The sequence below is a fragment of the Streptomyces spinoverrucosus genome, assembly GCF_006539505.1.
Taxonomy (GTDB): Bacteria; Actinomycetota; Actinomycetes; order Streptomycetales; family Streptomycetaceae; genus Streptomyces; species Streptomyces spinoverrucosus.
This window is the reverse complement of record NZ_BJND01000043.1, coordinates 12,454-34,934: the sequence shown is the minus strand read 5'-3', so window position 1 is coordinate 34,934 and position 22,481 is coordinate 12,454. Positions and strand designations below refer to the sequence as shown.

22 protein-coding genes and 1 pseudogene are annotated in these 22,481 nt (G+C 70.9%); 13 read left to right on the top strand and 10 right to left on the bottom strand.

Translation table 11 applies throughout. The features are described from left to right. Positions 1–9: 9 nt before the first annotated feature. From thrC to SSP24_RS27175, 6 genes are all read left to right on the top strand, one after another. Positions 10–1,299 carry a threonine synthase gene (thrC, locus tag SSP24_RS27200; protein ID WP_141312349.1) on the top strand — a complete coding sequence of 430 codons (1,290 nt, stop codon included), beginning with the start codon at positions 10–12 and terminating at the stop codon, positions 1,297–1,299. Positions 1,300–1,389: 90 nt separating this feature from the next. Continuing rightward, on the top strand, positions 1,390–1,665 hold the full coding sequence (locus tag SSP24_RS27195; RefSeq protein ID WP_141312348.1) for a ubiquitin-like small modifier protein 1: 276 nt from the start codon (positions 1,390–1,392) through the stop codon (positions 1,663–1,665). A 437-nt stretch (positions 1,666–2,102) separates the two neighbouring features. Further along, positions 2,103–2,309 carry a cold-shock protein gene (locus SSP24_RS27190; RefSeq protein ID WP_019057200.1) on the top strand — a complete coding sequence of 69 codons (207 nt, stop codon included), beginning with the start codon at positions 2,103–2,105 and terminating at the stop codon, positions 2,307–2,309. A 293-nt stretch (positions 2,310–2,602) separates the two neighbouring features. Then, positions 2,603–4,225, top strand: a complete 1,623-nt coding sequence (gene groL / locus SSP24_RS27185; protein WP_141312347.1) for a chaperonin GroEL — start codon at positions 2,603–2,605, stop codon at positions 4,223–4,225. A 220-nt stretch (positions 4,226–4,445) separates the two neighbouring features. After that, positions 4,446–5,573, top strand: a complete 1,128-nt coding sequence (locus SSP24_RS27180; RefSeq protein WP_141312346.1) for an NADH:flavin oxidoreductase — start codon at positions 4,446–4,448, stop codon at positions 5,571–5,573. A 147-nt stretch (positions 5,574–5,720) separates the two neighbouring features. Next, on the top strand, positions 5,721–7,205 hold the full coding sequence (locus tag SSP24_RS27175) for an MFS transporter (protein WP_141312345.1): 1,485 nt from the start codon (positions 5,721–5,723) through the stop codon (positions 7,203–7,205). A gap of 25 nt (positions 7,206–7,230) precedes the next feature. Here SSP24_RS27175 and SSP24_RS27170 read toward each other — a convergent pair whose 3' ends face one another. Next, entirely contained in the window at positions 7,231–7,800 is a 570-nt protein-coding gene (locus tag SSP24_RS27170) for a hypothetical protein (RefSeq protein WP_141312344.1), read from the bottom strand. A 65-nt stretch (positions 7,801–7,865) separates the two neighbouring features. Here SSP24_RS27170 and SSP24_RS27165 point away from each other — a divergent pair, with 65 nt between their 5' ends. Further along, positions 7,866–8,531 carry a class I SAM-dependent methyltransferase gene (locus SSP24_RS27165; protein ID WP_141312343.1) on the top strand — a complete coding sequence of 222 codons (666 nt, stop codon included), beginning with the start codon at positions 7,866–7,868 and terminating at the stop codon, positions 8,529–8,531. A gap of 9 nt (positions 8,532–8,540) precedes the next feature. On the opposite strand, the gene SSP24_RS27160 is transcribed toward SSP24_RS27165, so the two are convergent. After that, positions 8,541–8,870 (bottom strand): helix-turn-helix domain-containing protein, encoded by a 330-nt coding sequence (locus tag SSP24_RS27160; protein ID WP_141312342.1) that lies wholly within the window; start codon positions 8,868–8,870, stop codon positions 8,541–8,543. A gap of 394 nt (positions 8,871–9,264) precedes the next feature. After that, positions 9,265–9,753 (bottom strand): hypothetical protein, encoded by a 489-nt coding sequence (locus tag SSP24_RS27155; RefSeq protein WP_141312341.1) that lies wholly within the window; start codon positions 9,751–9,753, stop codon positions 9,265–9,267. A 150-nt stretch (positions 9,754–9,903) separates the two neighbouring features. On the opposite strand from SSP24_RS27155, the gene SSP24_RS27150 reads away from it, so the two are divergent. Together SSP24_RS27150 and SSP24_RS27145 are read left to right on the top strand one after the other, a co-directional pair. Next, positions 9,904–10,584: a hypothetical protein gene (locus tag SSP24_RS27150; protein WP_141312340.1), complete on the top strand. Its 681-nt coding sequence runs from the start codon at positions 9,904–9,906 to the stop codon at positions 10,582–10,584. Beyond that, a pseudogene (locus SSP24_RS27145) lies at positions 10,547–10,914 on the top strand (class IV adenylate cyclase); the annotation flags it as partial. The gene SSP24_RS27150 and the pseudogene SSP24_RS27145, both read left to right, overlap by 38 nt. Before the next feature lie 146 nt (positions 10,915–11,060). On the opposite strand, the gene SSP24_RS27140 reads toward SSP24_RS27145, so the two are convergent. From SSP24_RS27140 to SSP24_RS27125, 4 genes are all read right to left on the bottom strand, one after another. Beyond that, positions 11,061–12,710: an ABC-F family ATP-binding cassette domain-containing protein gene (locus SSP24_RS27140; protein WP_141312339.1), complete on the bottom strand. Its 1,650-nt coding sequence runs from the start codon at positions 12,708–12,710 to the stop codon at positions 11,061–11,063. A 318-nt stretch (positions 12,711–13,028) separates the two neighbouring features. Then, positions 13,029–13,559 carry a putative immunity protein gene (locus SSP24_RS27135; RefSeq protein WP_141312338.1) on the bottom strand — a complete coding sequence of 177 codons (531 nt, stop codon included), beginning with the start codon at positions 13,557–13,559 and terminating at the stop codon, positions 13,029–13,031. An 85-nt stretch (positions 13,560–13,644) separates the two neighbouring features. Next, positions 13,645–14,580: an N-acetylmuramic acid 6-phosphate etherase gene (murQ, locus tag SSP24_RS27130; protein ID WP_141312337.1), complete on the bottom strand. Its 936-nt coding sequence runs from the start codon at positions 14,578–14,580 to the stop codon at positions 13,645–13,647. A gap of 93 nt (positions 14,581–14,673) precedes the next feature. Continuing rightward, positions 14,674–15,702, bottom strand: coding sequence for a MurR/RpiR family transcriptional regulator (locus SSP24_RS27125; protein ID WP_373306668.1), 1,029 nt, complete (start codon positions 15,700–15,702; stop codon positions 14,674–14,676). 67 nt (positions 15,703–15,769) lie between these two features. On the opposite strand from SSP24_RS27125, the gene SSP24_RS27120 reads away from it, so the two are divergent. Together SSP24_RS27120 and SSP24_RS27115 are read left to right on the top strand one after the other, a co-directional pair. Beyond that, positions 15,770–16,153 carry a DUF8819 family protein gene (locus SSP24_RS27120; protein ID WP_141312335.1) on the top strand — a complete coding sequence of 128 codons (384 nt, stop codon included), beginning with the start codon at positions 15,770–15,772 and terminating at the stop codon, positions 16,151–16,153. Next, entirely contained in the window at positions 16,150–16,425 is a 276-nt protein-coding gene (locus tag SSP24_RS27115; RefSeq protein WP_141312403.1) for a DUF4031 domain-containing protein, read from the top strand. The genes SSP24_RS27120 and SSP24_RS27115 overlap by 4 nt, the downstream gene beginning before the upstream one ends. On the opposite strand, the gene SSP24_RS27110 is transcribed toward SSP24_RS27115, so the two are convergent. Together SSP24_RS27110 and SSP24_RS27105 are read right to left on the bottom strand one after the other, a co-directional pair. Beyond that, complete coding sequence (locus SSP24_RS27110) at positions 16,411–17,508, bottom strand: GNAT family N-acetyltransferase (protein ID WP_141312334.1); 1,098 nt, start codon at positions 17,506–17,508, stop codon at positions 16,411–16,413. The two genes, SSP24_RS27115 and SSP24_RS27110, sit on opposite strands and share 15 nt — an antisense overlap. Positions 17,509–17,536: 28 nt before the next feature. After that, positions 17,537–18,190 (bottom strand): HD domain-containing protein, encoded by a 654-nt coding sequence (locus SSP24_RS27105; protein WP_141312333.1) that lies wholly within the window; start codon positions 18,188–18,190, stop codon positions 17,537–17,539. 29 nt (positions 18,191–18,219) lie between these two features. On the opposite strand from SSP24_RS27105, the gene SSP24_RS27100 reads away from it, so the two are divergent. Next, positions 18,220–18,897: a maleylpyruvate isomerase family mycothiol-dependent enzyme gene (locus SSP24_RS27100; protein WP_373306669.1), complete on the top strand. Its 678-nt coding sequence runs from the start codon at positions 18,220–18,222 to the stop codon at positions 18,895–18,897. Between the two features lie 179 nt (positions 18,898–19,076). Beyond that, entirely contained in the window at positions 19,077–19,769 is a 693-nt protein-coding gene (locus tag SSP24_RS27095) for a copper homeostasis protein CutC (RefSeq protein ID WP_141312332.1), read from the top strand. 49 nt (positions 19,770–19,818) lie between these two features. On the opposite strand, the gene SSP24_RS27090 is transcribed toward SSP24_RS27095, so the two are convergent. Then, a complete protein-coding gene (locus SSP24_RS27090; RefSeq protein WP_141312331.1) occupies positions 19,819–21,858 on the bottom strand; it encodes a HelD family protein in 2,040 nt (679 codons plus the stop codon). Positions 21,859–22,481 lie beyond the last annotated feature (623 nt).

Sequence of the window (22,481 nt, the reverse complement as noted above, 5' to 3'; positions counted from 1 at the left end):
CTCGCCTCCATGGCTGTGCAGACTGTCGAAAGCAGCACCAGCAATCCCACCGTCGACCTCGGTCCCGCCGCGGCGCTGTCCTGTCGCGAGTGCGGCCACCGCGTCCCACTCGGCCCGGTCTTCGCGTGCGAGGAGTGTTTCGGCCCGCTGGAGATCGCGTACGACTTCTCCGCGTACGACGCCGAGGAGCTCCGTAAGCGCATCGAGGCGGGCCCGTCCAACATCTGGCGTTACGCGCCCCTGCTGCCCGTCCCCGCCGACGTGGCCGACAAGCCGAACCTGAACCCCGGCTGGACCAAGCTGGTCAAGGCCGACCACCTCGCCCGTGAACTCGGCGTCGAGCCCGGCAAGCTGTTCGTCAAGGACGACTCCGGCAACCCGACCCACTCCTTCAAGGACCGGGTGGTCGCCCAGGCCCTGGAAGCCGCGCGGGCCTTCGGCTTCACCACGCTCTCCTGCTCCTCCACCGGCAACCTCGCCGGCGCCGTCGGCGCCGCCGCCGCCCGGGCGGGCCTTCGCTCCTGCGTGTTCATCCCGCACGACCTGGAGCAGGGCAAGGTCGTCATGGCCGCGGTCTACGGCGGTGAACTCGTCGGCATCGAGGGCAACTACGACGACGTGAACCGCTTCTGCTCCGAGCTGATCGGCGACCCGGCGGGCGAGGGCTGGGGCTTCGTCAACGTCAACCTGCGGCCGTACTACGCGGAGGGGTCCAAGACCCTGGCGTACGAGATCTGCGAGCAGCTCGGCTGGCGGCTGCCCGACCAGATCGTGGTGCCGATCGCGTCCGGCTCCCAGCTGACGAAGATCGACAAGGGGCTGCAGGAGCTGATCAAGCTCGGGCTCGTCGAGGACAAGCCGTACAAGATCTTCGGGGCGCAGGCGGAGGGGTGCTCGCCGGTGTCGACCGCGTTCAAGGCGGGGCACGACGTGGTGCGGCCGCAGAAGCCGAACACGATCGCCAAGTCGCTGGCCATCGGCAACCCGGCGGACGGTCCCTATGTCCTCGACATCGCGCGCCGTACGGGCGGCTTCGTGGAGGACGTGACGGATGAGCAGGTCGTGGATGCGATCAAGGTGCTGGCGCGGACCGAGGGGATCTTTGCGGAGACCGCGGGTGGGGTGACGGTTGGTGTGACGCGGAAGTTGATCGAGAACGGTGTGCTGGATCCGTCGCTGACGACCGTGGTGCTGAACACCGGGGACGGTCTGAAGACGCTGGATGCGGTGGCGGGTACGGGTCTGACTGCCACCATTCGTCCGAGCCTTGAGTCGTTCCGTGCGGCTGGGCTCGCGTAAGAGAGCTTTGTATTTCGTCTGCGGGCCGGTTGGGGCTGGTCGCGCAGTTCCCCGCGCCCCTAGGGGCGTCACCCTGACCGGAGGTTTCAAGTGAGCGTGACCGTTCGCATCCCCACCATCCTGCGTACCTACACCGGCGGCCAGGCTGAGGTCTCCGCCGAGGGGGCGACCCTCGGTGAGGTGATCGCCGATCTGGAGAAGAACCACACCGGGATCGCCGCCCGGGTCCTGGACGACCAGGGCAAGCTGCGGCGGTTCGTCAATGTGTACGTCAATGACGACGACGTCCGCTTCGAGCAGGGGCTGGAGACGGCCACCCCGGACGGTGCCGGCGTGTCGATCATTCCGGCGGTGGCCGGCGGCTGAAACCGCCCGCGTTACCGTGAGTAACTTCGGTTACTCAATGTTCATCGAATTGCCCCCTCCGTGAGAGAAGCGGAGGGGGCAATTCAGTGTGGTTGAGCGCGGTAGAGTTGGGGAACGCGTCGCGGATCGACATGCCGGACGCATATGAGTGCCGGCTCCGAGCGACGAGAAGTAGCCAAAGTGTGTGGCTCTTTTGCGCCGTTCATTCCTTTTGCGGGGCCCGACTTGCCCTGAATCCGGACGAATTCTCCGTAAATCACCGACCGTCCGCGCCCAGATTTCTCGTCCGATTGACCTGTTGCAGACGGCAGTTGGACAGATACATTCAGCCGCGGTCGACGCGTTCCGGCGCACGCCCCCAATCAATGGGGGGTGAGGTCTGACCCGGATCCGCGAAGTGTGGATCTGTGCAAGGGCCAGTAATAGGGGAGTTAGGCATGGCTCAGGGCACCGTCAAGTGGTTCAACGCGGAGAAGGGGTACGGCTTCATCGCGGTCGACGGTGGTGCGGATGTTTTCGTCCACTACAGCGCGATCCAGATGGACGGATACCGCACCCTGGAAGAGGGTCAGCGGGTCGATTTCGAGATCTCGCAGGGCCAGAAGGGGCCGCAGGCGGACATGGTCCGGCTCGCGACCAGCTGAAGCACGCGCCGACTGCAGCGACGTTCTTCTGTTCATCTTCGAAGGGCTCGCACCTCCCGGGGTGCGAGCCCTTCGGCCTGTCCCGGGGTCAGTCCGTGGGAGCCGCTTGCACTCGGCATGCCCGAGTGCTAATCATTGGGCGTTAGCACTCTGAAGGTGAGAGTGACAAGAAGGACCGGGTCGGTGAGGCCGCAAGCCGGGTGGGGCAAGGAACCACGAGGCGTGCGAGCCGTCCGTCGCGGGCGCCAGCGCGGTCCGGAGCAATCCACCCCAGTCCGGGAGGACCACTTCACATGGCCAAGATCATCGCGTTCGACGAGGAGGCGCGGCGGGGCCTCGAGCGCGGCATGAACCAGCTCGCGGACGCCGTCAAGGTGACCCTCGGCCCCAAGGGCCGCAACGTCGTCCTTGAGAAGAAGTGGGGCGCCCCCACGATCACCAACGACGGTGTCTCCATCGCCAAGGAGATCGAGCTGGAGGACCCGTACGAGAAGATCGGCGCCGAGCTGGTCAAGGAAGTCGCCAAGAAGACGGACGACGTCGCCGGTGACGGTACGACCACCGCGACCGTCCTCGCCCAGGCCCTGGTCAAGGAGGGTCTGCGCAACGTCGCCGCCGGTGCCAACCCGATGGCCCTGAAGCGCGGCATCGAGAAGGCCGTCGAGGCCGTCTCCGGTGCGCTGCTCGACCAGGCCAAGGAGGTCGAGACCAAGGAGCAGATCGCCTCCACGGCCTCCATCTCCGCCGCCGACACCCAGATCGGCGAGCTGATCGCCGAGGCCATGGACAAGGTCGGCAAGGAAGGCGTCATCACCGTCGAGGAGTCCCAGACCTTCGGTCTGGAGCTGGAGCTCACCGAGGGTATGCGCTTCGACAAGGGCTACATCTCGGCGTACTTCGCCACCGACATGGAGCGCATGGAGGCGGTGCTCGAGGACCCCTACATCCTCATCGCCAACTCCAAGGTCTCCAACGTCAAGGACCTGCTCCCGCTCCTGGAGAAGGTCATGCAGTCGGGCAAGCCGCTGCTGATCATCGCCGAGGACGTCGAGGGCGAGGCCCTGTCGACCCTGGTCGTCAACAAGATCCGCGGCACCTTCAAGTCCGTCGCCGTCAAGGCCCCGGGCTTCGGTGACCGCCGCAAGGCCATGCTCGGCGACATCGCCATCCTCACGGGCGGCGAGGTCATCTCCGAGGAGGTCGGCCTCAAGCTGGAGAACGCGACCCTGGACCTCCTGGGCCGCGCCCGCAAGGTCGTCATCACCAAGGACGAGACCACCATCGTCGACGGCGCCGGCTCCGCCGACCAGGTCGCGGGCCGTGTCAACCAGATCCGCGCCGAGATCGAGAACAGCGACTCGGACTACGACCGCGAGAAGCTCCAGGAGCGGCTGGCGAAGCTGGCCGGCGGCGTGGCCGTCATCAAGGCCGGTGCCGCCACCGAGGTCGAGCTCAAGGAGCGCAAGCACCGCATCGAGGACGCCGTTCGCAACGCGAAGGCGGCCGTCGAGGAGGGCATCGTCGCCGGTGGTGGCGTGGCCCTCATCCAGGCCTCCTCGGTCTTCGAGAAGCTGGACCTGGAGGGTGACGAGGCGACCGGCGCCCAGGCCGTGAAGCTCGCCCTGGAGGCCCCGCTGAAGCAGATCGCCGTCAACGCCGGCCTCGAGGGCGGCGTCGTGGTGGAGAAGGTGCGCAACCTGACCCCGGGCCACGGCCTGAACGCCGCGACCGGCGAGTACGTCGACCTGGTCAAGGAAGGCATCATCGACCCGGCGAAGGTGACCCGTTCCGCCCTGCAGAACGCCGCCTCCATCGCCGCGCTCTTCCTCACCACCGAGGCCGTCATCGCCGACAAGCCGGAGAAGGCCGCCGCGCCTGCCGGTGGCGGCATGCCGGGCGGTGACATGGACTTCTGATCCTTCCGAGGATCGGACCCGTCCGTAAGTACCGAGGGCGGCACTCCCTGGAGACAGGGGGTGCCGCCCTCGGGCGTGTCCGGGGTCACACCGGAGGCCGGGAGCGGGGGCGGAATGCGGTGTCCGGCGAGGCAGTTAATGATGTGCAAGTATGCACGCGCATCAATCAGCCAATCGTCGGCTGTTCCGCCAACCGTCGGCTACTCCGAGGAGCCCCCACGTGACCGTCACCGCGTCCTCCGTCTCCCGAGCGACCCAGGTCCTCGCCCGCCCCTTCACCGTCGGCGGCCTGACCGTCCCGAACCGCATCGTGATGGCGCCGATGACCCGCAAGTTCTCCCCGGGCGGCATCCCGGGCGCGGATGTGGCGTCGTACTACTCCCGTCGCGCAGGAGCGGGCGTCGGTCTGATCGTCACCGAGGGCACCTACATCGGCCACGAGTCCGCCGGGGAGAGTGACGCCGTCCCGCGCTTCCACGGCCAGGAGCAGCTGGCCGGGTGGGCGAAGGTCGCCGAGGAGGTGCACGCGGCGGGCGGGAAGATCGTGCCGCAGCTGTGGCACATCGGCATGGTGCGCAAGCCGGGCGCCCCGCCCGTCCCCGAGGCCCCGGCGGTCGGTCCGTCCGGCCTGCGCCTGGACGGCACCGAGGGTACCGGCAGGGCGATGACCCAGCAGGACCTGGACGACGTCGTCGCGGCCTTCGCCGAGGCGGCCGCCGCGGCCGAACGGATCGGCTTCGACGGGGTCGAGCTGCACGGCGCCCACGGCTACCTCATCGACCAGTTCCTGTGGGCCGGCACCAACCGCCGTACGGACGCCTACGGCGGTGACCCGGTCGCCCGTGCCAAGTTCGCGGCGGAGATCGTGGCCGCCGTACGCGCGGCGGTCTCGCCGGACTTCCCCGTGATCTTCCGCTACTCGCAGTGGAAGCCGGAGGCCTACGACGCGAAGCTCGCCGAGACCCCGGAGCAGCTGGAAGCGATCCTCGCCCCGCTCGCGGCGGCCGGCGTCGACGCCTTCCACGCCTCCACGCGCCGCTACTGGCTGCCGGAGTTCGAGGGCTCGGACCTCAACCTCGCGGGCTGGACCAAGAAGCTCACCGGCAAGACCGCCATCACGGTCGGGTCCGTGGGCCTGGACGGGGAGTTCCTCAAGGCGTTCCAGGGCGAGGGCGCCGGGGTGGGCAGCATCGACAACCTGCTGGACCGGCTGGAGCGCGACGAGTTCGACCTGGTGGCCGTGGGGCGGGCGCTGCTGCAGGACCCGCAGTGGGCGGCGAAGGTGCTCGCGGGCCGGTTCGACGAGGTGGCGCCGTATGACGCGGCGTCGTTGGGGTCGCTGAGCTGAGTGTCGTAACGAGGGGCGGCATCCGTGGACTGACACGGGTGCCGCCCCTCTTTGCGTGCTGACCAGGCCTGCTTGAGTAAGTCAATCAACTGACTTAAGGTTGCCTGAGTCAAGCACTCGCCTGTGTGATGTCGCCGGAGGCCACCCATGTCCGACACCCCTGCCCGACCCGCCCCGACCGGGGGGAGCGCCCCGCCGAGGTCGAACGCCGTGGTGGCGGTGCTGGCCTTCGCCGGAATCGTCGTATCCCTGATGCAGACCCTGGTCATCCCGATCGTCCCGGAGCTGCCGCGCCTGCTGAACGCCTCCTCGTCGAACACCGCCTGGGCCGTCACGGCCACGCTGCTCGCCGCCGCCGTGGCCACGCCCGTCATGGGCCGGCTCGGCGACATGTACGGCAAGCGCCGGATGCTGCTGGTCAGCGTGGTGATGCTGGTGGCGGGCTCGGTCACGGCCGCCCTCAGCGACTCCCTCGCCCCGGTGATCGTCGGCCGGGTGCTCCAGGGCCTTGCCTCGGGCGTGATCCCGCTCGGCATCAGCATCATGCGCGACGAACTCCCCGCCGAGCGCCTCGGCTCCGCCACCGCCCTGATGAGCGCGTCCCTGGGCGTCGGCGGCGCGCTGGGCCTGCCCGCCGCCGCGCTGATCGCCGACAACTTCGACTGGCACGTCCTGTTCTGGACCTCGGCGGCACTGGGCGTCGTGGCCGGACTTCTGGTCCTGACCCTGGTGCCCGAGTCGCAGGTCCGCACCGGCGGCCGCTTCGACCTGGTCGGCGGCGTGGGCATGGCGGTCGGCCTGGTCTGCCTGCTGCTCGGCATCTCCAAGGGCGCCGACTGGGGCTGGACCAGCGGCACCACGCTCGGCCTGTTCGGCGTGGCGGTCGTGGTCCTGCTCGTCTGGGGCTGGTGGGAGCTGCGCGTCGGGCAGCCGCTGGTGGACCTCCGGGCCACGGCCCGCCGCCAGGTCCTGGTCACGAACCTCGCCTCGGTGGCGGTCGGCTTCGCGATGTTCGCGATGTCCCTGGTCATCCCGCAGCTGCTGCAACTGCCCTCGGAGACGGGCTACGGCCTCGGCCAGTCGATGCTCGCGGCGGGCCTGGTCATGGCCCCGTCCGGCCTGGTCATGATGGCCACGGCACCGGTGTCGGCGGCGGTCTCCAAGGCGAAGGGCCCCAAGGTCACCCTGATGATCGGCGCCCTGATCGTCGCGGCGGGCTACGCGCTGAACATCCTGCTGATGGACCAGGTCTGGCACTTCGTCCTGGTCTCCTGCGTCATCGGCGCCGGCATCGGCTTCACATACGGCTCGATGCCCGCGCTCATCATGAGCGCCGTACCCGCGTCGGAGACGGCCGCGGCGAACAGCCTCAACACGCTGATGCGGTCCATCGGTACTTCGGTGGCGAGCGCGGTGGCGGGCGTGATCCTGGCCCAGATGACGACGACGTTCGGCTCGTTCTCGCTCCCCTCGCAGGACGGTTTCCGCACGGTGCTGGCGGTCGGCGCGGGGGCGGCGCTCCTCGCGTTCGCGGTGGCGTCGTTCCTGCCGCGCCAGAACGCGGGCGGTCAGGCGCAGGGGACGGCACCCTCCGTGCCACCCAGGCGGCTGTCCGAATCCGCGAAGGCGTAGCAGACGCAGTCGGCTGGGCCGCCGATCAAAGATTCCCCATCGGCTCGATGTCGATCCTCACCGGCGTCCCCCACACCCGCAGCACCTCGTAGTCGGTGAACTCGTGCACGAGCCGATACGCCATCGCGGGCCGCGAACCGCGCCGCTGGGCCGCCAGATACAGCTCGGCCTCCCGCCGGTCCCGGCGCGGGGTGCCGCACAACTGCCACTCCTGCCCGTTCCACAGCTCCGGCAGCCACCGCTGCTGGGGCTGTGGCCGGTCACCGCGCACGCCGTACCGGGACGGCGCGGACTCGGTGGGCGGGCCGGGCGCGGCCGGTCCGTTGAACTCGGCACGCCGGGCGGCACGTCGCCGGGTCTCGCACAGCAGACACAGGTCGGGCGCGCTCTCGTCGACGGGCCCCGTCGGATGCTCGGTGCAGCGGGTGCTGGGCGCGGCGGTGGTGACACTCTCCTCCAGCAGGTCGAGCGCCCGCCGCAGATCGGCCTTGACCTCGTGCAACCGGGCGTCCGGGGTGTCGCCGGTGAGGGCCTCACCGTGCTCGCCGAGCAGCCGGAGGGCCCGCCCCAGGGCGGTGAGCTGGGCATGATTCATGATGGTCCCTACGGCCCTTCCTTGCTGACGACAGCACTGACGACAGCCTGCGATCGTACGGAGCAATGGTGGACGAACACGAGCTGGGAGACGCACAGCGTGCGCACTGGCAGGAGGTGTACACCGCCCACCCCGGTATGTACGGCGAACAACCGTCCACGCCGGCACTCCACGCGGCGACAGTCTTCCGCACGGCGGGAGCCCGCACGGTCCTCGAACTGGGCGCGGGCCATGGCCGGGACGCCCTGTACTTCGCCCGCGAGGGCTTCACGGTCCACGCGACGGACTTCAGCGCGACGGCCCTGGACCAGCTCCGGAAGGCCGCGCGCGAGCAGGGCGTACAGGACAGGGTGACCTGCGAAGTCCAGGACGTGAGACGGCCGTTGGCCCTGCCGGACGCCTCGGTGGACGGGGTCTTCGCCCACATGCTGCTCTGCATGGCGCTGACCACGCAGGAACTCCACACCCTGCTCACCGAGCTCCACCGCGTCCTACGCCCGGGCGGCACCCTCGTCTACACCGTCCGCCACACAGGCGACGCCCACTACGGCGCCGGAACCCCGCACGGAGACGACATCTGGGAACACGGCGGCTTCGCGGTCCACTTCTTCTCACGCGAACTGGTGAACGCCTTGGCGGAGGGCTGGGAACTGACGGAGATCCACGCTTTCGAGGAGGGCGAGCTACCACGCCGCCTGTGGCGTGTGACCCAGCGCGTGCCGCTGGAGTGAGACCTGGATTCAGGCGGCCGTATGCGCGACGAACGCCACTTCCTCGCGGTCGTCGTCCAAGGCGATGTTCAGGGTCGAGTCCATGGCCAGGGCCAGGCGTCGCAGCAGCGGCAGAGTCGGTACGGTGTCGGCGCCTTCGAGGCGGGAGATCTTCGCCTGGGTGAGCCCGGCCCGCTCGGCGAGCTGCGCCTGGGACAACCCCAACTCCTTACGGCGGTCATAAACGGCCTTGGCAAACGCCATGGCCAACCGAACCTCCGCCCGCCCGGCCTCGGCAGCCTCGGCGTACCCCTCGACCAGCTGCCGCTCACGGCCCAGCTTCCAACGAGCGTGGCTCATCGGATTCTCCCTTCTCCATTCGCCCACGGACCCGGCCTGCCTCACAGGGAACCGCGCCCCCAACCCACACACCGCAAGCCGCTCAGCCCACCCGGCGTGCATGCGAGACGCTGACGCGCACCCCCAACCCCGGCCGACCACCCGGCCCACCCGCACGGCCATCACCGTCGGCCACCCGCCTTTCCGGGCCGCCCGCTCGCTTCTTCCCCGTGCTTCCGTGGCCCGGGTCAAGGGGCGGCCGCAGGCCGATCGCCGCAAGGCGACGCGCAGCGACAGCGAAGCGCCCTTGAGGCGGGCGGCGGAAGCACGACACTGACCAAGAAGCGGGCGGCCCCAACGGCCACTTGGAAGATGACGGGCCGACCACGTACCTCAACCGCACCGAAGCCGACGCTCACCCCTCCCGAGCCACCCCCTCCGGCCACACCACGTCAACCGGCAGCCCCACCTCCCGAGCCTCGATGACGGTGTCCGCCGTGCCACCCCCCTTGCCGCTCGGCGGCTCGCCGTTCCAGACAGCGACCAGACGATCGGCGCGCTGGAGAAGCGTTCGGTTGGCGTCCTCGTACGCCGCCCGGTTCGCGGCCTCGTGGGGATGCACAAGCACCTCGTCCGCAGCCTCGACAAGCCGATCGAACGTCTCGGCGTGATCGGGCTTGACCTTGTTCTGCCGATAGTCCTGCGAGGGAATGACCGCCACCAGACGCCCACCAAGCTCCAGCACAACGTCGGCGAACAACGAGTCCGAGCCCTTGGCGAGGCAAGAGACACCGGTCAGCCCGCCACCGGCGTACGGCTTGAGCGTCTCACGCAGAGCATCGCGCACCAGCGCAGCGCTGGCCCCGGTCAGATCCATGTGCCCGGTAACGGCGATCGTGGTCACGTTGCTCCCTCAACTCGACTGCACAGCACAAAGCGCACTGATACCGGAAGTCACCTCGTACTGCGCCCCAGCCCGGGCGGGGTCCCGAGGCGTACCGCCTACCCTCACCGCACGCACCGGCGGGTACGTACGCATACGAAGGAGGCGGCGATGGCAGCCTCGGAGCTACCCCCCGTACCGTCCCTCTCCGGGCAACCAAGACCGCCCACCGCCCCGCGCGTCGAGGGCTCCTGGGACGCCGGGCGCCACCGGCTGACCATCGCTCACCGCCAGACGCCCGGCACCATCTTGGGCCTGACCGAACACGGCGACCCGCTCCTGGAGACCGCCGCGGCCCACCGCCCGCCCGGCGGCCTGCGGACCACTGCGCTGATAGTGGTGTACGCCGTCCTGCCGGTCACAGTCGTGATGACGGTCACCCTGTGGTTCACCGCCTACGACCGGGCGGAGGCCTACCTGATCATGGTCGCCGTCGTCGGCGCGTTCGCCCTGCTGTCCTTCCTGAGCGAAGTCAGGGACACCACCGTCGTACTGCGCGCCGGCGCCCGTGCCATCGCCGAGGTGGACTCCGACGGTGACGGCACCGAGCTGCCCCTCTACGAACTGCGCGCGATCAGCGTCAGAAACTCGCTGCGAGGCCCCGCACTACGGCTCGTCGGACCGAACAAGCAGCGCCTCACACTCCCCTTTGGGCTTCTGGAGGCCAACCAGCAGTTGTGGGACCTGGTCTACAACGGCATACGTCACTCGGAGGCCGCCGGAGCCGAGATCGACGCCCACACCCGACAGGTACTTGGCCTTCCGTTACGTGCCCCCGAGACCAACCCGTAGTTGCGATACGTACTACGACCGGCCGGACGGTTCGTTGGAGAAGGCCGGGGAAGAGCTGCGCGTGCGTACCGTGCACGGCGTGGACGGTACGCGCACGGTGCTTACGTACAAGGGTGCTGTCGTCGACGAGGGTTCTGGTTCCAAGCCGGAGTACGAGACCCGCGTCGAAGATGCCGAGACAGCGCATGCCATCCTGCGCGGGCTCGGTCATGTGGGGGTGATCGCGTTCGAGAAGCGGTGCCGGAACTACGAGTTCGAACGTACGACCGACAGGTGCTCGCCACCCTGGTCCGTGTGCCGGAGATCGACGGTACGTTCCTGGAGGTCGAGTGACGCGCGAGCTGTACACGGACGCCGTTGCGGCGCAGCGGCGACGCTGACGGCCAAGCGGCCGCGAGGCGGCCCGCCGGTGAGCGGGTTCACCTCGCGGCCGGGAGCTGTTGCTCGGGGTCAGGCGAAGGTGTGCTCGACCCGGTTCACCGTGCGGTTCGCGTCAGTTCCGTGGGAGACAGTGCCACGTGAGGCCATTGGGCGAGATCGCGTTGCATCTGGCGGTCGTGCGTGGCTACGACGATGGCCGCGCCGGTCGCCCTGAGCGCGTCGGTGAGTTCGTCGACCAGGGTGATGGACAGGTGGTTGGTGGGCTCGTCCAGGAGCAGGACGTGCGGGCGGGCGGAGAGGGCGCAGGCCAGGTCGAGGCGGCGTTGCTGGCCCATGGACAGCTCGGCCACCGCCTTGTTGGCGTCGCGTGAGGTGAGCAGGCCCAGCGCCGTCAGCCCTACCGTCTCGCTCTCCCTCAGCACACCTGCGGTGACCAGGCGCGCGAGGTGCGCGTCGTAGACGTCTCGCGCCCGCCGGTTCGTGGCCTCGGGCGACTCCTGCCCCAGCAGGTGGACCCGCGCCTTGCGCGCCCGGCGTACCTGTCCCGTGGCCGGAGCGAGTCGCCCCGCCAGCACGGACAGGAGCGTTGACTTGCCCGCGCCGTTCGGTCCGGTGATCGTCAGTTTGTCGCCGGATTTCAGGGACAGGGAGGTCGGCTCGTGCAGCCGCGCGGCAACGGTCACCTCCTCGGCGCGCAGCAGCACGGCACCGGGCAGTGCGGGCAGGTCCGGCATGGAGAAGCGCAGCGGCGGTACGGGCGCGGTGACTTTGTGCCGCTCCAGGTCTTCCTGACGGCGGTGCACGGAGCGGGCCAACGCGCCGGCGCGGGTGGCGCGCTGGTGCTTGCCGGTGCCCTTGTCCGGGCGCCAGCCGGTGACCAGGCGGTTCTGCGCTTCGGACAGGGCCTGCTGGAGGCGGAGGTGTTCGGCCTGCTGCTGCTCGTACTGGGCCTCCCACTGGCTCCGTTCGGCCTCGCGTCCCTCCCGGTAGCCGGTGTATCCGCCGCCGTAGACGCGCGGGGTGCCGTCGCGGGTGGGGTCGAGGTCGAGCAGGGTGGTGGCCGCGTCCGACAGCAGTGCCCGGTCGTGGCTCACCACGACGACGCCGCCGGCGTGGGCCCGCAGCCGGGCGGTGAGGTACTCCAGGCCCGCGAGGTCGAGGTGGTTGGTCGGCTCGTCGAGGAGCAGGAAGTCGTACTCGGCCCCCAACAAGCAGGCCAGGCGGACCCGGTAGCGCTGGCCCACCGACAACGTGCTGAGCGGCCGGGCGCGGTCACTGACGGCGCCGAGTCCTTCGAGGGCGACATCGACGCGGCGATCGGCGTCCCAGGCCTCCAACGCCTGCGCCGCTTCCAGTGCGTCGGCGTACTCCCGTTCGGCGCCGACCCGCTCTTCGGCGAGCGCCGCGGCGGCCGCGTCGAGGCGCTTCAGGGCCGCGCGGGCGTCGGCGAGGTGCTCGTCGATGAAGTCGCCGACGGTGCGCCGGTCCGCCGTCGGCATCTCCTGTTCGGCCAGGGCGAGGGTCCCCACGCGGTGCACTGTCCCCTCGTCCGGGGCCAGGCTGCCGGCCAGGACGTGCAGCAGGGTCGACTTGCCGCGCCCGTTCTCGCCGACGATGCCCCAGCGGGCGCGCGGAGAGACGTTCATCTCGACGCCGGACAGCACGGTACGGCCCCCGCGGTCGACGCGGACACCGGCGCACGTCAGCTGGGCGCGTTCGCGGGCGGGCAGGGTGATGGCGGTCATGCGTTCTTCCTCCGTGAAGAAGGCGCACTTCACCCTGGGCCGGAAGAAATCCGGAAAAAGGGAAATGAAAGGAAAGAAGGGGGAAGCGGCCTTCGGTCTGACGACGGCCGGCCCCTCTCACGGGGTGGCCACGGACAACACCTCGACTCCCGCCGCCTCGACCAGAGTGGGAGGAGCGGGGCCAGTGGGGCCCGTCAGACGAACAGGAAGATGCAGTACACGCCGTAACTCACGTTCCCACGGTAACAGGGCCCAGGTCGCGCCGGGCCGGCCTGTGCGCGCACTCCCACGGCGTGGACCGACGAAGGCTGATCGCCCTCAGGCGCGCAGAGCGGCGTCGAGATCGCGGATGAGTTCTCCCACGCGTCCGCCTCCGGGAGGCGCGGCGGGCAGGCGGTCGAGTACCTCGGTGACCGCTGCCGGTGCGTGCTGACGCGCCCATTCGAGGGTCCCCGCGGCTACGCGCTCGTCTTCTCCGGACAGCTCTTCCGCTCGTGCCGCATGCGCCGCCGCGCCGAGAATGTGTTTCACCTGGTGGGCGCTCGCCTTGGGATGGAGATATGCAGCGGCGGCCGCATGACTTGCCGCGCGTGCCGCGTCGACCGCGGCGGGTTCGGCGGCCTCTTGTGCCGCTTTGTACGCCGCCCAGGCGCGCTGCCGCAGAGCGGCCGTGCGTCTGCCGCCCCCTGCGAAAGCGTCCGCGGCATCGATCGCCTCGCGAGGGCGCGTGTCCGCAGGGTGACTCTGCTCGAAGAGCGACAGCACCCTGCGTGCGCAGTCTGCGGCATAGCCCGCGATTTGCCGGAGTTCGTGTTCGCTCAGCTCTATGTCGGCCGACTCAGGGGGCATGGGCCCAATACTGCCGCAGGACACACCGGTTGCCAGCGGGTCGGTTGCGCCACCGCCGCAGCAGGGTCCGTGCCGACGCTGCGGTTCAGCGGGCCGCCGCCCCGAGCGCCGTGCGCAGGTGGCCGTTGGACTCCTCCAGGAGGCGGGCGGCCGTGGCGCCGTCCACGCCGCCGATGATCGTCAGGATGGCCGCCTTGACCTCGCCGTCGGTGGCGGCGAGGGCCCGTTCGATCTCATCGTCCGACGCGCCCGTGGCCAGGGCGACGATACGGCGGGACCGGGCGCGCAGCTTGTCGTTCGAGGCGCGTACGTCGACCATGAGGTTCCCGTACGTCTTGCCCAGCCGGATCATCGTGATCGTCGAGAGCATGTTGAGGACCAGCTTCTGAGCCGTGCCCGCCTTCAGGCGGGTGGAGCCGGTGAGCAGTTCGGGGCCTACGACGATCTCGATGCCGTGGTCGGCGGCGGCCGCGAGGGGGCTGTGCGCGTTGCAGGCCAGGCCGACGGTCAGGGCGCCGCGCGCGCGGGCGTGCTCGACGGCGGAGACGGCGTACGGGGTGCGGCCGGAGGCCGAGACGCCGACCACCGTGTCGTCGGGGGTCAGCCGCAGCGCGTCCAGGTCCTGCCGGGCGAGGTCACCCGAGTCCTCGGCACCCTCGACCGAGGTGACCATGGCCTCCGGGCCGCCCGCGATCAGGCCCACGACCCGGGTGGGGTCGGTGTTGAAGGTGGGCGGGCACTCGGAGGCGTCCAGCACGCCCAGGCGGCCCGCCGTACCGGCACCGGCGTAGACGAGCCGGCCGCCGCGGGACATGCGGGCGGCGATGTCGTCGATCGCCGCGGCGATCTGCGGCAGCCGCTGGGCGACGGCTGCGGGGACGAGGGCGTCCTCGCCGTTCATCAGCTGCGCGATCTCCAGGGTGGGCAGCCGGTCGATCTCGGCCAGCTCGGGCCGGAACGCCTCGGTGGTCAGGGACTCCAACTGGGCTTGCACTTCACGGGGGTCGGAGGTGGAGGTCATGGAGAAGCGGCTCTTTTCGATGTCTGTTCAACGTCTTCTTGGTACGGGCCGGGTCGCGCCCGAGGGGACGTACAGCGCTTCCGGCCCCGTGCGCTACCGCGGCCCACTCCGATGCCGATGAGCCAACGCCTCGTACGAAGCGGCCAGCGCCGGCGCCGTCGTCTCGTACGTCCGCTGCGCCACCCCCACGAACAGACAGTCCACCACCAGCAACTGACTGGTCCGCGACGACATCGCCGCGGGCCGCAGCTCGCTCTCCCGAGCCGTGGACGTCGTCAGCACATGGTCGGCGTACTGCGCGACGGGCCCGTCCGGGCGGCCGGTGATCGCCACCGTCGTGGCTCCGTGCTCGAAGGCCACCCGCAGCGGCTCGATGACATCACCCGTCGACCCGGAGTGCGTGATCGCGATGGCGACATCCCCGGCCCGCAGCTGCACGGCGTTGGTGACGGCCAGGTGGGGATCACTGTGCGCGTGGGCTATGAGCCCTATGCGCAGCAGCTTCTGGGTGAGGTCCTGCGCGACCAGCCCGGACGCGCCGATGCCGTACACATCGGTGCGCCGGGCGGCGGCGAGCGCGGTGACCGCCGCGCCGAGCTGCACGGTGTCGAGTCCGGCCGCCGTGTCGGCGAGGGTCTGCTGTTCGTCGTAGGCGAGCTTGGCGACGACGTCGGCGATCGGGTCGTCGACCGCGATGTCGGTCGTGATGGCGGGGGCGCGCCCGGACTGCTGCTGGGCGGCTAGGCCGGCGAGGGCGAGGCGCAGGTCGCGGTAGCCGGGGTAGCCGAGGAGGCGGGCGGTGCGGACGACGGTGGCCTCGCTGGTGCCGGTGAGCTCGGCGAGGCCGGTGACCGTGAGGGCCGCGCAGCCGGCCGGGTCGTGCGCCACGGCCTCGGCGACGCGCTGCATGGAGCGGGTCATGGACGGGGCGAGCGTACGCACCTTGGCGGCGAGGGCGGCGGGCACGGGCGGGGTGGTGCGGGGCCCATCGGCCCTGCCCGAAGCGCCACCCGACGCCTTGCCCGAAGCGCCGCCCGAAGCGCCGCCCGACCCCCTGCCCGAAGCGCCGCCCGAAGCCCTGCCCGACGTGCGCTCCGAAGCACTGCCGAAAATTTCCTTCACTTCACGGGTCACAGTTGAAAGATATTTTCGGCTCGGCGTTGTGGTCAAGAGTGCGCACAATAGGGGCATGGACCCCATCAGCCCCCTGGAGCAGGCGCTGCACGCGGCCCGCGCCCTCGTGCTCGCCGACCTCGTCGCGGGCCAGGTCGCCGAGGCGGACGTCGTCTCGCTGGTCGAGGAGTCCGTCGTACAGCGGCGCTGGTGGGTCGAACAGTGGCCGGACGGCGTGGAGTACGTCGCCGGGCTGATCGCCCAGGACGTCCAGGACGCCCTGCTGGAGCGCTACGGCCGCTGGCCCCTCTGCCCGGTCTGCGGCTCCGGCGACCCGCACGCCCTGGACGTCGAACCGGAACTCGGCCCCGACCCGCACTGGGTGTGCACCAAGGCCGGCGTGAAGGTCGCGGCGGTCGGCTCCCTGGGGACGTGCTCGGGCGGGCCGCCCTCGTCGTGACCATCTACATCGACCCGCCGACCTGGCCCGGCCACGGCCGCATGTGGTCCCACCTCGTCAGCGATGTCTCGTACGACGAACTCCACAAGTTCGCCGAGGAGTTGGGCGTCCCGCGCCGCGCCTTCGAGCGGGATCACTACGACATCCCGTCCCACCGCTACGCCGACGCGGTCGCCGCCGGTGCGGTGGAGGTCAGCAGCCGGGAAGTGGTGCGGCTGTTGCAGGGGGCGGGGTTGCGCAGGCCGAAGGGGCGGGGCTCAGGGCCGTCGTAGCTCGTAGGCCATCTGGTCGTCGTCGCCGTCGCCGCTCACCCGTACGAACCCGGCTCGTTCCAGCACCCTTTGCGACGGTACGTTGTCCCGCTCCACCGTCGCGAACAGGGACCGTACGTCCTCCCGGGCCAGGGCCCAGCCCGCCAGCGCGCGCAGGGCCTCGGTGGCGTAGCCATGGCCGCGGGCCGGTTCGGTGAGGTCGTAGCCGATCTCCGCGCGGCCGTCCTCGTCGGGGGCGCCGTGGAAGCCGATGCCGCCGATCGCGCGGCCGTCCTCGTGGCGTACCAGCACGAAGAGACCGAACTCCGGGCGATGCACGCCCGACTCGTACGCCTTCACCGTCATCCCCGCCGCCTCGCAGGTGCCCTCGAACGGGCCGCCCTCGACCCACGCGAACCCGCCGTCGCCGCCCGTGGCGAGGTCGGTGGCCGCGAGGGGGGTGACGCCTTCCAGGGTGAGGCGGTCGGCGGGGATGACGAGGTTGTTGCTCCAGCGCCAGCCGGTGACCGGGGCGCGGCCCGGGAGGTCGCCGCGACCGGTAGCCCACAGGAGGGTGCGCCAGGGGTCGGTGGCGGGCTGGATGTGCGGGAAGATCGTTCCGAGGACGAACGTGGACAGCTCGGCGGGTGGTTCGTAGGCGAGGTCGAGGCCCTCGGCGATGTCGTGCGTGTGCAGAAGCACTTCGGCGACGCCCATCGCGGCGAAGCCGACAGGGCCTGCGCTGCGGAAGGGGTACGGGTGGAAGGCGCGCACCTCGCGGGGCGTGGTGCGGATCGCCGCCGTGAGCAACGCGCCCGTCGTCTCGATGACGTGGAGTACGCCGTCGTTGTCGGCCGGGTCGAGACCGTCGGCGCCGTCGCCGTCGAGGGTGATCTCGAAGGGGACGTACGCGTCCTGCGCACGCCCGGCGAGCTGCCCCGCGTACGCCAGCAGGTCGCTCGCGATGTGAGCGGCCGTCTCGCGGCAACTCCACGTCAGCCGACCGGCCTTGACCGCCCGCCAGTCGCGATCCGTCGCCGTCCGCAGCACCGCGACGGCGCCCGCGACGGCCTGCTGTACCTGTTCCCCACCCATGTCCGCCATGCCGGGCAGGCTAGGCGACGGGGTGCCTTCAGGACGACAGGATTTCCAGCTCGGACGTGATGTTGTAACGGGCCGTCGCCTCCCAGTGCTCCGCGCCGTACGGGGTGCGGAACAGGTGGGGCAGGGCGAGCAGGTCGCGCAGGACGGCGGAGCGGCCCGTGCGGAAGGCGTCGGAGGGGACGAAGCCGTACTCCTCGCGGACGGCCGCCGTGTAGGCGGCGTACTTCGACGGCGGCGAGGCGAGGATCGCGAGGTCGGCGTCGCACAGGACCTGGCCGTTGCGGTCGTCGTCGGCCGGGGCGTGGCCCGCGGTGAGCCGGACCAGGCGGGCGACCTCGGCGGTCTTCGCGGCGGACACCCCGGCCTCGTCGAGCGCGCGTTCGGCGAGCCGGGCGGAGCGTTCCTCGTTCTCGGAGCGGTCGGGGAGATAGACCGCGTCGTGGAACCAGGCGGCGAGGCGGACGAGGTCGGGGTCGTCGGCGTACTGCTGCAGTACGTCGATGTGGTCGAGGACCGCGGTGAGGTGGGCGAGCGTGTGGTAGTGCCGCTGCGGCTCCTGCCAGCGGGCGAGGAGGTTGTCGGCGTACGGGGCCGGGTCGGGGCCGCCCTCGGGGGCTCGGGCGGCTTCCAGTGTCTGGACGAAGCGGGCGCGGAGGGTGTTGAGGGTGCTGGGGTCGGGCATGCCGTCAATTCTGCGCCTAGCGTGGGGGCATGACTTCTGCTGACATGCACGGCGAGGTACGGGACCCGGAGCTGCCGGGGCGGCTGCTGGTGGTGGAGCGGGATCAGCTGATCCCCTGGTTGCGGGGGCGGACGGACGGGGACTTCGCGACGCCGACGGAGGCGTGTCCGGGGTGGACGGTGCGGGATGTGCTGGCGCACTGTTCGTCGGCGCTGATGCGGGCGGTCGAGGGGCGGTTCGAGGAGGGCGTGTTCTCGCCCGAGTCGAACGACCGTGACATCGCCGAGCGCGCCGACTGGACGAACGCGCAGGTCGTCGACGAGCTGGAACGCGGCATGACCGAGGCGGGCCCGGTGATCGCCAAGGCGGGCGGCACGCTGGACGGGCTGGCGCTGGGGGAGTGGGTGCACGCGGGGGACGTGCGCGAGGCGCTCGGGGTGCCGGGGGCGTACGCCGGGGTGGGGCTGCCGTACGCCCTCGATCTGCTGGCCCGGATCACGCGGGAGCGGGGGCATGTGCCGCTGCACGCCGACCTCGACGACGTCGACCAGCCGCTGCGGTTCGGGGACGGGAGCGGGGAACGGACGCCGGGGCGGTACATCGGGGATGCGCCGACGCTCGTACGGCTGTACGCGGGGCGGCCGGTGGACGCGGCGGGGTTCGAGCTGGCGGGGGTGGGGGTGGGGGAGCTGAACATCTTCGGGTGAGCTGATCACCTTCGGGTGGGCTGATCACCTTCGGGTGAGCTGAACATCTTCGGCTGCGCGATGCGCCTCCGGCCCCGGCGCCGGTACGACGCCGTCTCGCGGGCTCGATCCCCGCGGGCGTACCCTGATATTGGACTAGACCTGTAGCCGCTTCGGGGAATGCCCAAGAAAGGGGTGCCATGAGCACGCGTGCAGTCCTGGAGGTGATCGCCCTCGACGCCGAGGACGCGGTCGCCGCCCAGGCCGGAGGCGCGGATCGCCTCGAACTGGTCACCGACATGGCGGCGGACGGGCTGACACCGTCCGTCGAGACCTTCGTCGCGATCCGGGCCGCCGTCGACATTCCGCTGCGCGTGATGCTGCGGCTGGCGGACGGGTTCGCCGCGGGCGACGTGGCGCGGCTCGTCGAGGTCGCCGGGCGGATGCGGGAGGCCGGGGCCGAGGAGTTCGTGCTCGGGTTCCTCGATGCCCACGGCGAGGTGGACCTGGATGCCGTGGAGCGGGTGGTCGGCGTGCTGGACGGGTGCCGGTGGACGTTCCACCGCGCGATCGACCGGGCGGCGGATCGGGACGCGCTGCGCAAGGCGCTGGACGGGGTGCCGGGGCTGGACACGTATCTGACGGCCGGGGCGGCCGGTGGGGTGGACGAGGGGCTGCCGGCGCTGCTCGCCGAGGCGGGGCGGCGGGGGGAGCCGGGGTACGAGCCTCGGATTCTGGTGGGCGGGGGGTTGCGGTTGGAGCATGTGCCGCGGCTGGTGGCTGCCGGGGTGGACGCGTTTCATATCGGCGGGGCGGCTCGGCCGGAGGGCTGGGAGGGGCCGGTTTCGGTGGAGGCCGTCGGGGAGTGGCGGCGGGTGTTGGACGGCGCTTGATGCCCACCCGGGCGGCCCCATGCGGCACGAGGCCCGCCGGGTTGGTCCCTCAGGTCAGCTGCTCCGGCAACGGCGCCTTGTGCGTCACCGTCAGACCCGACACCGCTCGCGTCAGGGCCACGTACAGCCGCCGCAGCCCCGTTCGTTCGTCCGGTTCGGCGTCGACGATCGCCTGGGGTTCGTCCAGGACCACGTAGTCGTACTCCAGGCCCTTGGCCAGCGAGGCCGGGACCAGGGTCAGGCGGGTGTCGTACGACGTCTCCTCGCCGGGGGCCAGGTAGCCGATCCCGGCTGAGGTGAGCGCCTCCGCGAGCGCCGGGATCCGGGCGTCCGCCGCGATCAGGCCGATCGAGCCCTCGTGGGTGAGCGATGCGGCGCAGGCCGCCACCACGTCCGTATCGCCCGCGACCTGCCTTACCTCGAACGAACCGGGGTTCTCCCGCACCGACGCCACCGGCGTCAGGCCCGGCGCGATGTGCGGCAGCAGCCGGGAGGCGTACGTGATGACGTCCGTCGGGACGCGGAAACCCGCCGTCAGTTCCTCGATCACCGCGTCGTCCTTGCCCAGATGGGCGAGCGCCTCCTGCCAACTGCGCGTCGCCCACGGCGTGGTGCCCTGCGCCAGGTCGCCGAGGACCGTCGCGGAGCCGGTGGTGCAGCGGCGGCCGACCGCCCGGTACTGCATGGGCGACAGGTCCTGCGCCTCGTCGAGGACGACATGGCCGAGGGACGGCGTCCGGTCGATCAGGTCCCGCGCCTCGTCGATCAGCACCGCGTCCGCCGCCGACCACTTGGCCGACTTCACCGACCGGGCCGGTCTCGCCCACAGGATCGTCTTCTGCTCGTCCTCGCTCAGTACGCCTTCCGCGTGTACGGCGAGAAAGTCCGCGTCCGTCAGCAGCCGCAGCACCAGCTTCGCCGGGTCCACGGCCGGCCAGATCGCCTTGACGGCCGCCTTCACGGCAGTGTTGCGGGCCACCGCGTCCTGCACCCGGTCGTCCGGCGCCTCACCCGACCGTTCCATCTGCACCAGCACGGCATGCGCGATCCGCTGTGGCAGGGCATCGCGGGCGGCGCCGTACCGGATGCCCCGGTCCAGCAACTCCCGCACGATCTCCTCGACTTCGTACGCCGGAACCCGCCACCGCCGTGACCCGCGCACCACGACGACCGGCTCCGTGGGCATGGTCACGTGCGCGTACAGCGCCCGGCGGACGACCTCCGCCATCCTCGCGTCGCCCTTGACGAGGGCGGCCGCCGCGTCGTCCGTGCCCCGTACCTCCACATGCGCCACCAGGTCGTCGACCGTGGCCTGGCGGACCGTCAACTCGCCCAGCGCCGGGAGAACTTGCTCGATGTAGTGCAGGAAGGAGCGGTTCGGGCCGATCACCAGGGTGCCCGTGCGGGCCAGCCGGTCGCGGTGGGCGTAGAGGAGGTAGGCGACGCGGTGCAGGCCGACCGCGGTCTTTCCGGTGCCGGGGCCGCCCTGTACGCACACCGTGCCGCCCAGTCCGCTGCGGACGATCTCGTCCTGCTCGGGCTGGATCGTGGCGACGATGTCCCGCATCGGGCCGACACGCGGGCGCTCGATCTCCTGCTGGAGCAGCTTGCTGGTCCGCGCCGCCTCGGCCGGGTCGGAGAGGTGCTCGTCCTCGTACGCCGTCAACTCCCCGCCGATGTAACCGAAACGGCGGCGCAGCGCGATGTCCATCGGGTCCTTCTTGGACGCCCGGTAGAACGGCTGTGACACCGGCGCACGCCAGTCGATGACCATGGGGTCGCCGTCCGCGTCGTGCACATGCCGGCGCCCGATGTAGAAGCGCTCGCCTTCCGCGCCCTCGGCCTGCTCGACGCCGGGGGCGTGCAGGTAGTCGAGGCGGCCGAAGAACAGTGGGGTGTCGCTGAGGTCGGCGAGGGCCTTGATGCGCTCGTCGATCTGGCGTTCCAGGATCTGCGCGTTGACCCAGTTGGCGGTGACGTCGCTGATGTCGAGCGACTCGACGTCCTCACGCATGGCCCGCAGGGCGGCACGGGACGCGGTGAGGTGGGAACGCTCACGGGCGAGCGGATCGTCGGCGGGCGTGGACAAGGCGGTGCCTCCGAAGAGCTACGGGTGCGGTGAGGGATGCCCCCGGTTTCCGTCCGGGCGGCGGCACTCCGCAAGGGAGGCGGGCAAGAGCGGAGATTCTAGGTGAGCGGCAGAGGACGGGCCAACGAATTTCTTCCCGACGGCCACCGGCTTCCCCTTGGCCCGCCTCACCGGCGTTCCCCTGGCCCGCCGTCCTGGCCTCCCCTCAGGGTCGGCCTACGGCCCCCCCGGTGGCCGCCTGCGGCTGGCTGTTGGGGCTGGTGGCTGTGGCCGTCTGCGGCTGGCTGTTCGGGCTGGTGGCTGTGGCCGTCTGCGGCTGGCTGTTCGGGCTGGTCGCCGTGGCCGTCTGCGGCTGGCTGTGGGGGCTGGTCGCCGTGGCCCCTGCGGCTGGCCGCTCGGGCTCGTCGCCGCGCCCCCTGCGGCCCGCTGCTCGGGCTCGTCGCCACGCCCCCTGCGGCCCGCCGCTCGGGCTCGTCGCCACGCCCCCTGCGCCCCCGGCCCCTCAGACCCCCTTCCCCACGCCCCCTGCGCCCCCGCCCCTCAGGGCCCGCTCCCCCCGCCCCCACGCCCGCCCCCTACGCCCCCTAGGGGCCCAGCCCTCCTCCCTCAGGGCCATGGCTCCC

Bases quoted from the DNA above. Each gene is read 5' to 3' on its own strand.
- SSP24_RS27105 (WP_141312333.1), bottom strand. From the start codon at position 18,190: ATGCCCGACCCCAGCACCCTCAACACCCTCCGCGCCCGCTTCGTCCAG.
- SSP24_RS27110 (WP_141312334.1), bottom strand. From the start codon at position 17,508: ATGGCGGACATGGGTGGGGAACAGGTACAGCAGGCCGTCGCGGGCGCC.
- SSP24_RS27160 (WP_141312342.1), bottom strand. From the start codon at position 8,870: ATGAGCCACGCTCGTTGGAAGCTGGGCCGTGAGCGGCAGCTGGTCGAG.
- groL (WP_141312347.1), top strand. From the start codon at position 2,603: ATGGCCAAGATCATCGCGTTCGACGAGGAGGCGCGGCGGGGCCTCGAG.
- SSP24_RS27170 (WP_141312344.1), bottom strand. From the start codon at position 7,800: ATGAATCATGCCCAGCTCACCGCCCTGGGGCGGGCCCTCCGGCTGCTC.
- SSP24_RS27100 (WP_373306669.1), top strand. From the start codon at position 18,220: ATGACTTCTGCTGACATGCACGGCGAGGTACGGGACCCGGAGCTGCCG.
- SSP24_RS27190 (WP_019057200.1), top strand. From the start codon at position 2,103: ATGGCTCAGGGCACCGTCAAGTGGTTCAACGCGGAGAAGGGGTACGGC.
- SSP24_RS27175 (WP_141312345.1), top strand. From the start codon at position 5,721: ATGTCCGACACCCCTGCCCGACCCGCCCCGACCGGGGGGAGCGCCCCG.
- SSP24_RS27135 (WP_141312338.1), bottom strand. From the start codon at position 13,559: ATGCCCCCTGAGTCGGCCGACATAGAGCTGAGCGAACACGAACTCCGG.
- SSP24_RS27140 (WP_141312339.1), bottom strand. From the start codon at position 12,710: ATGACCGCCATCACCCTGCCCGCCCGCGAACGCGCCCAGCTGACGTGC.
- murQ (WP_141312337.1), bottom strand. From the start codon at position 14,580: ATGACCTCCACCTCCGACCCCCGTGAAGTGCAAGCCCAGTTGGAGTCC.
- thrC (WP_141312349.1), top strand. From the start codon at position 10: ATGGCTGTGCAGACTGTCGAAAGCAGCACCAGCAATCCCACCGTCGAC.
- SSP24_RS27165 (WP_141312343.1), top strand. From the start codon at position 7,866: ATGGTGGACGAACACGAGCTGGGAGACGCACAGCGTGCGCACTGGCAG.
- SSP24_RS27120 (WP_141312335.1), top strand. From the start codon at position 15,770: ATGGACCCCATCAGCCCCCTGGAGCAGGCGCTGCACGCGGCCCGCGCC.
- SSP24_RS27095 (WP_141312332.1), top strand. From the start codon at position 19,077: ATGAGCACGCGTGCAGTCCTGGAGGTGATCGCCCTCGACGCCGAGGAC.
- SSP24_RS27150 (WP_141312340.1), top strand. From the start codon at position 9,904: ATGGCAGCCTCGGAGCTACCCCCCGTACCGTCCCTCTCCGGGCAACCA.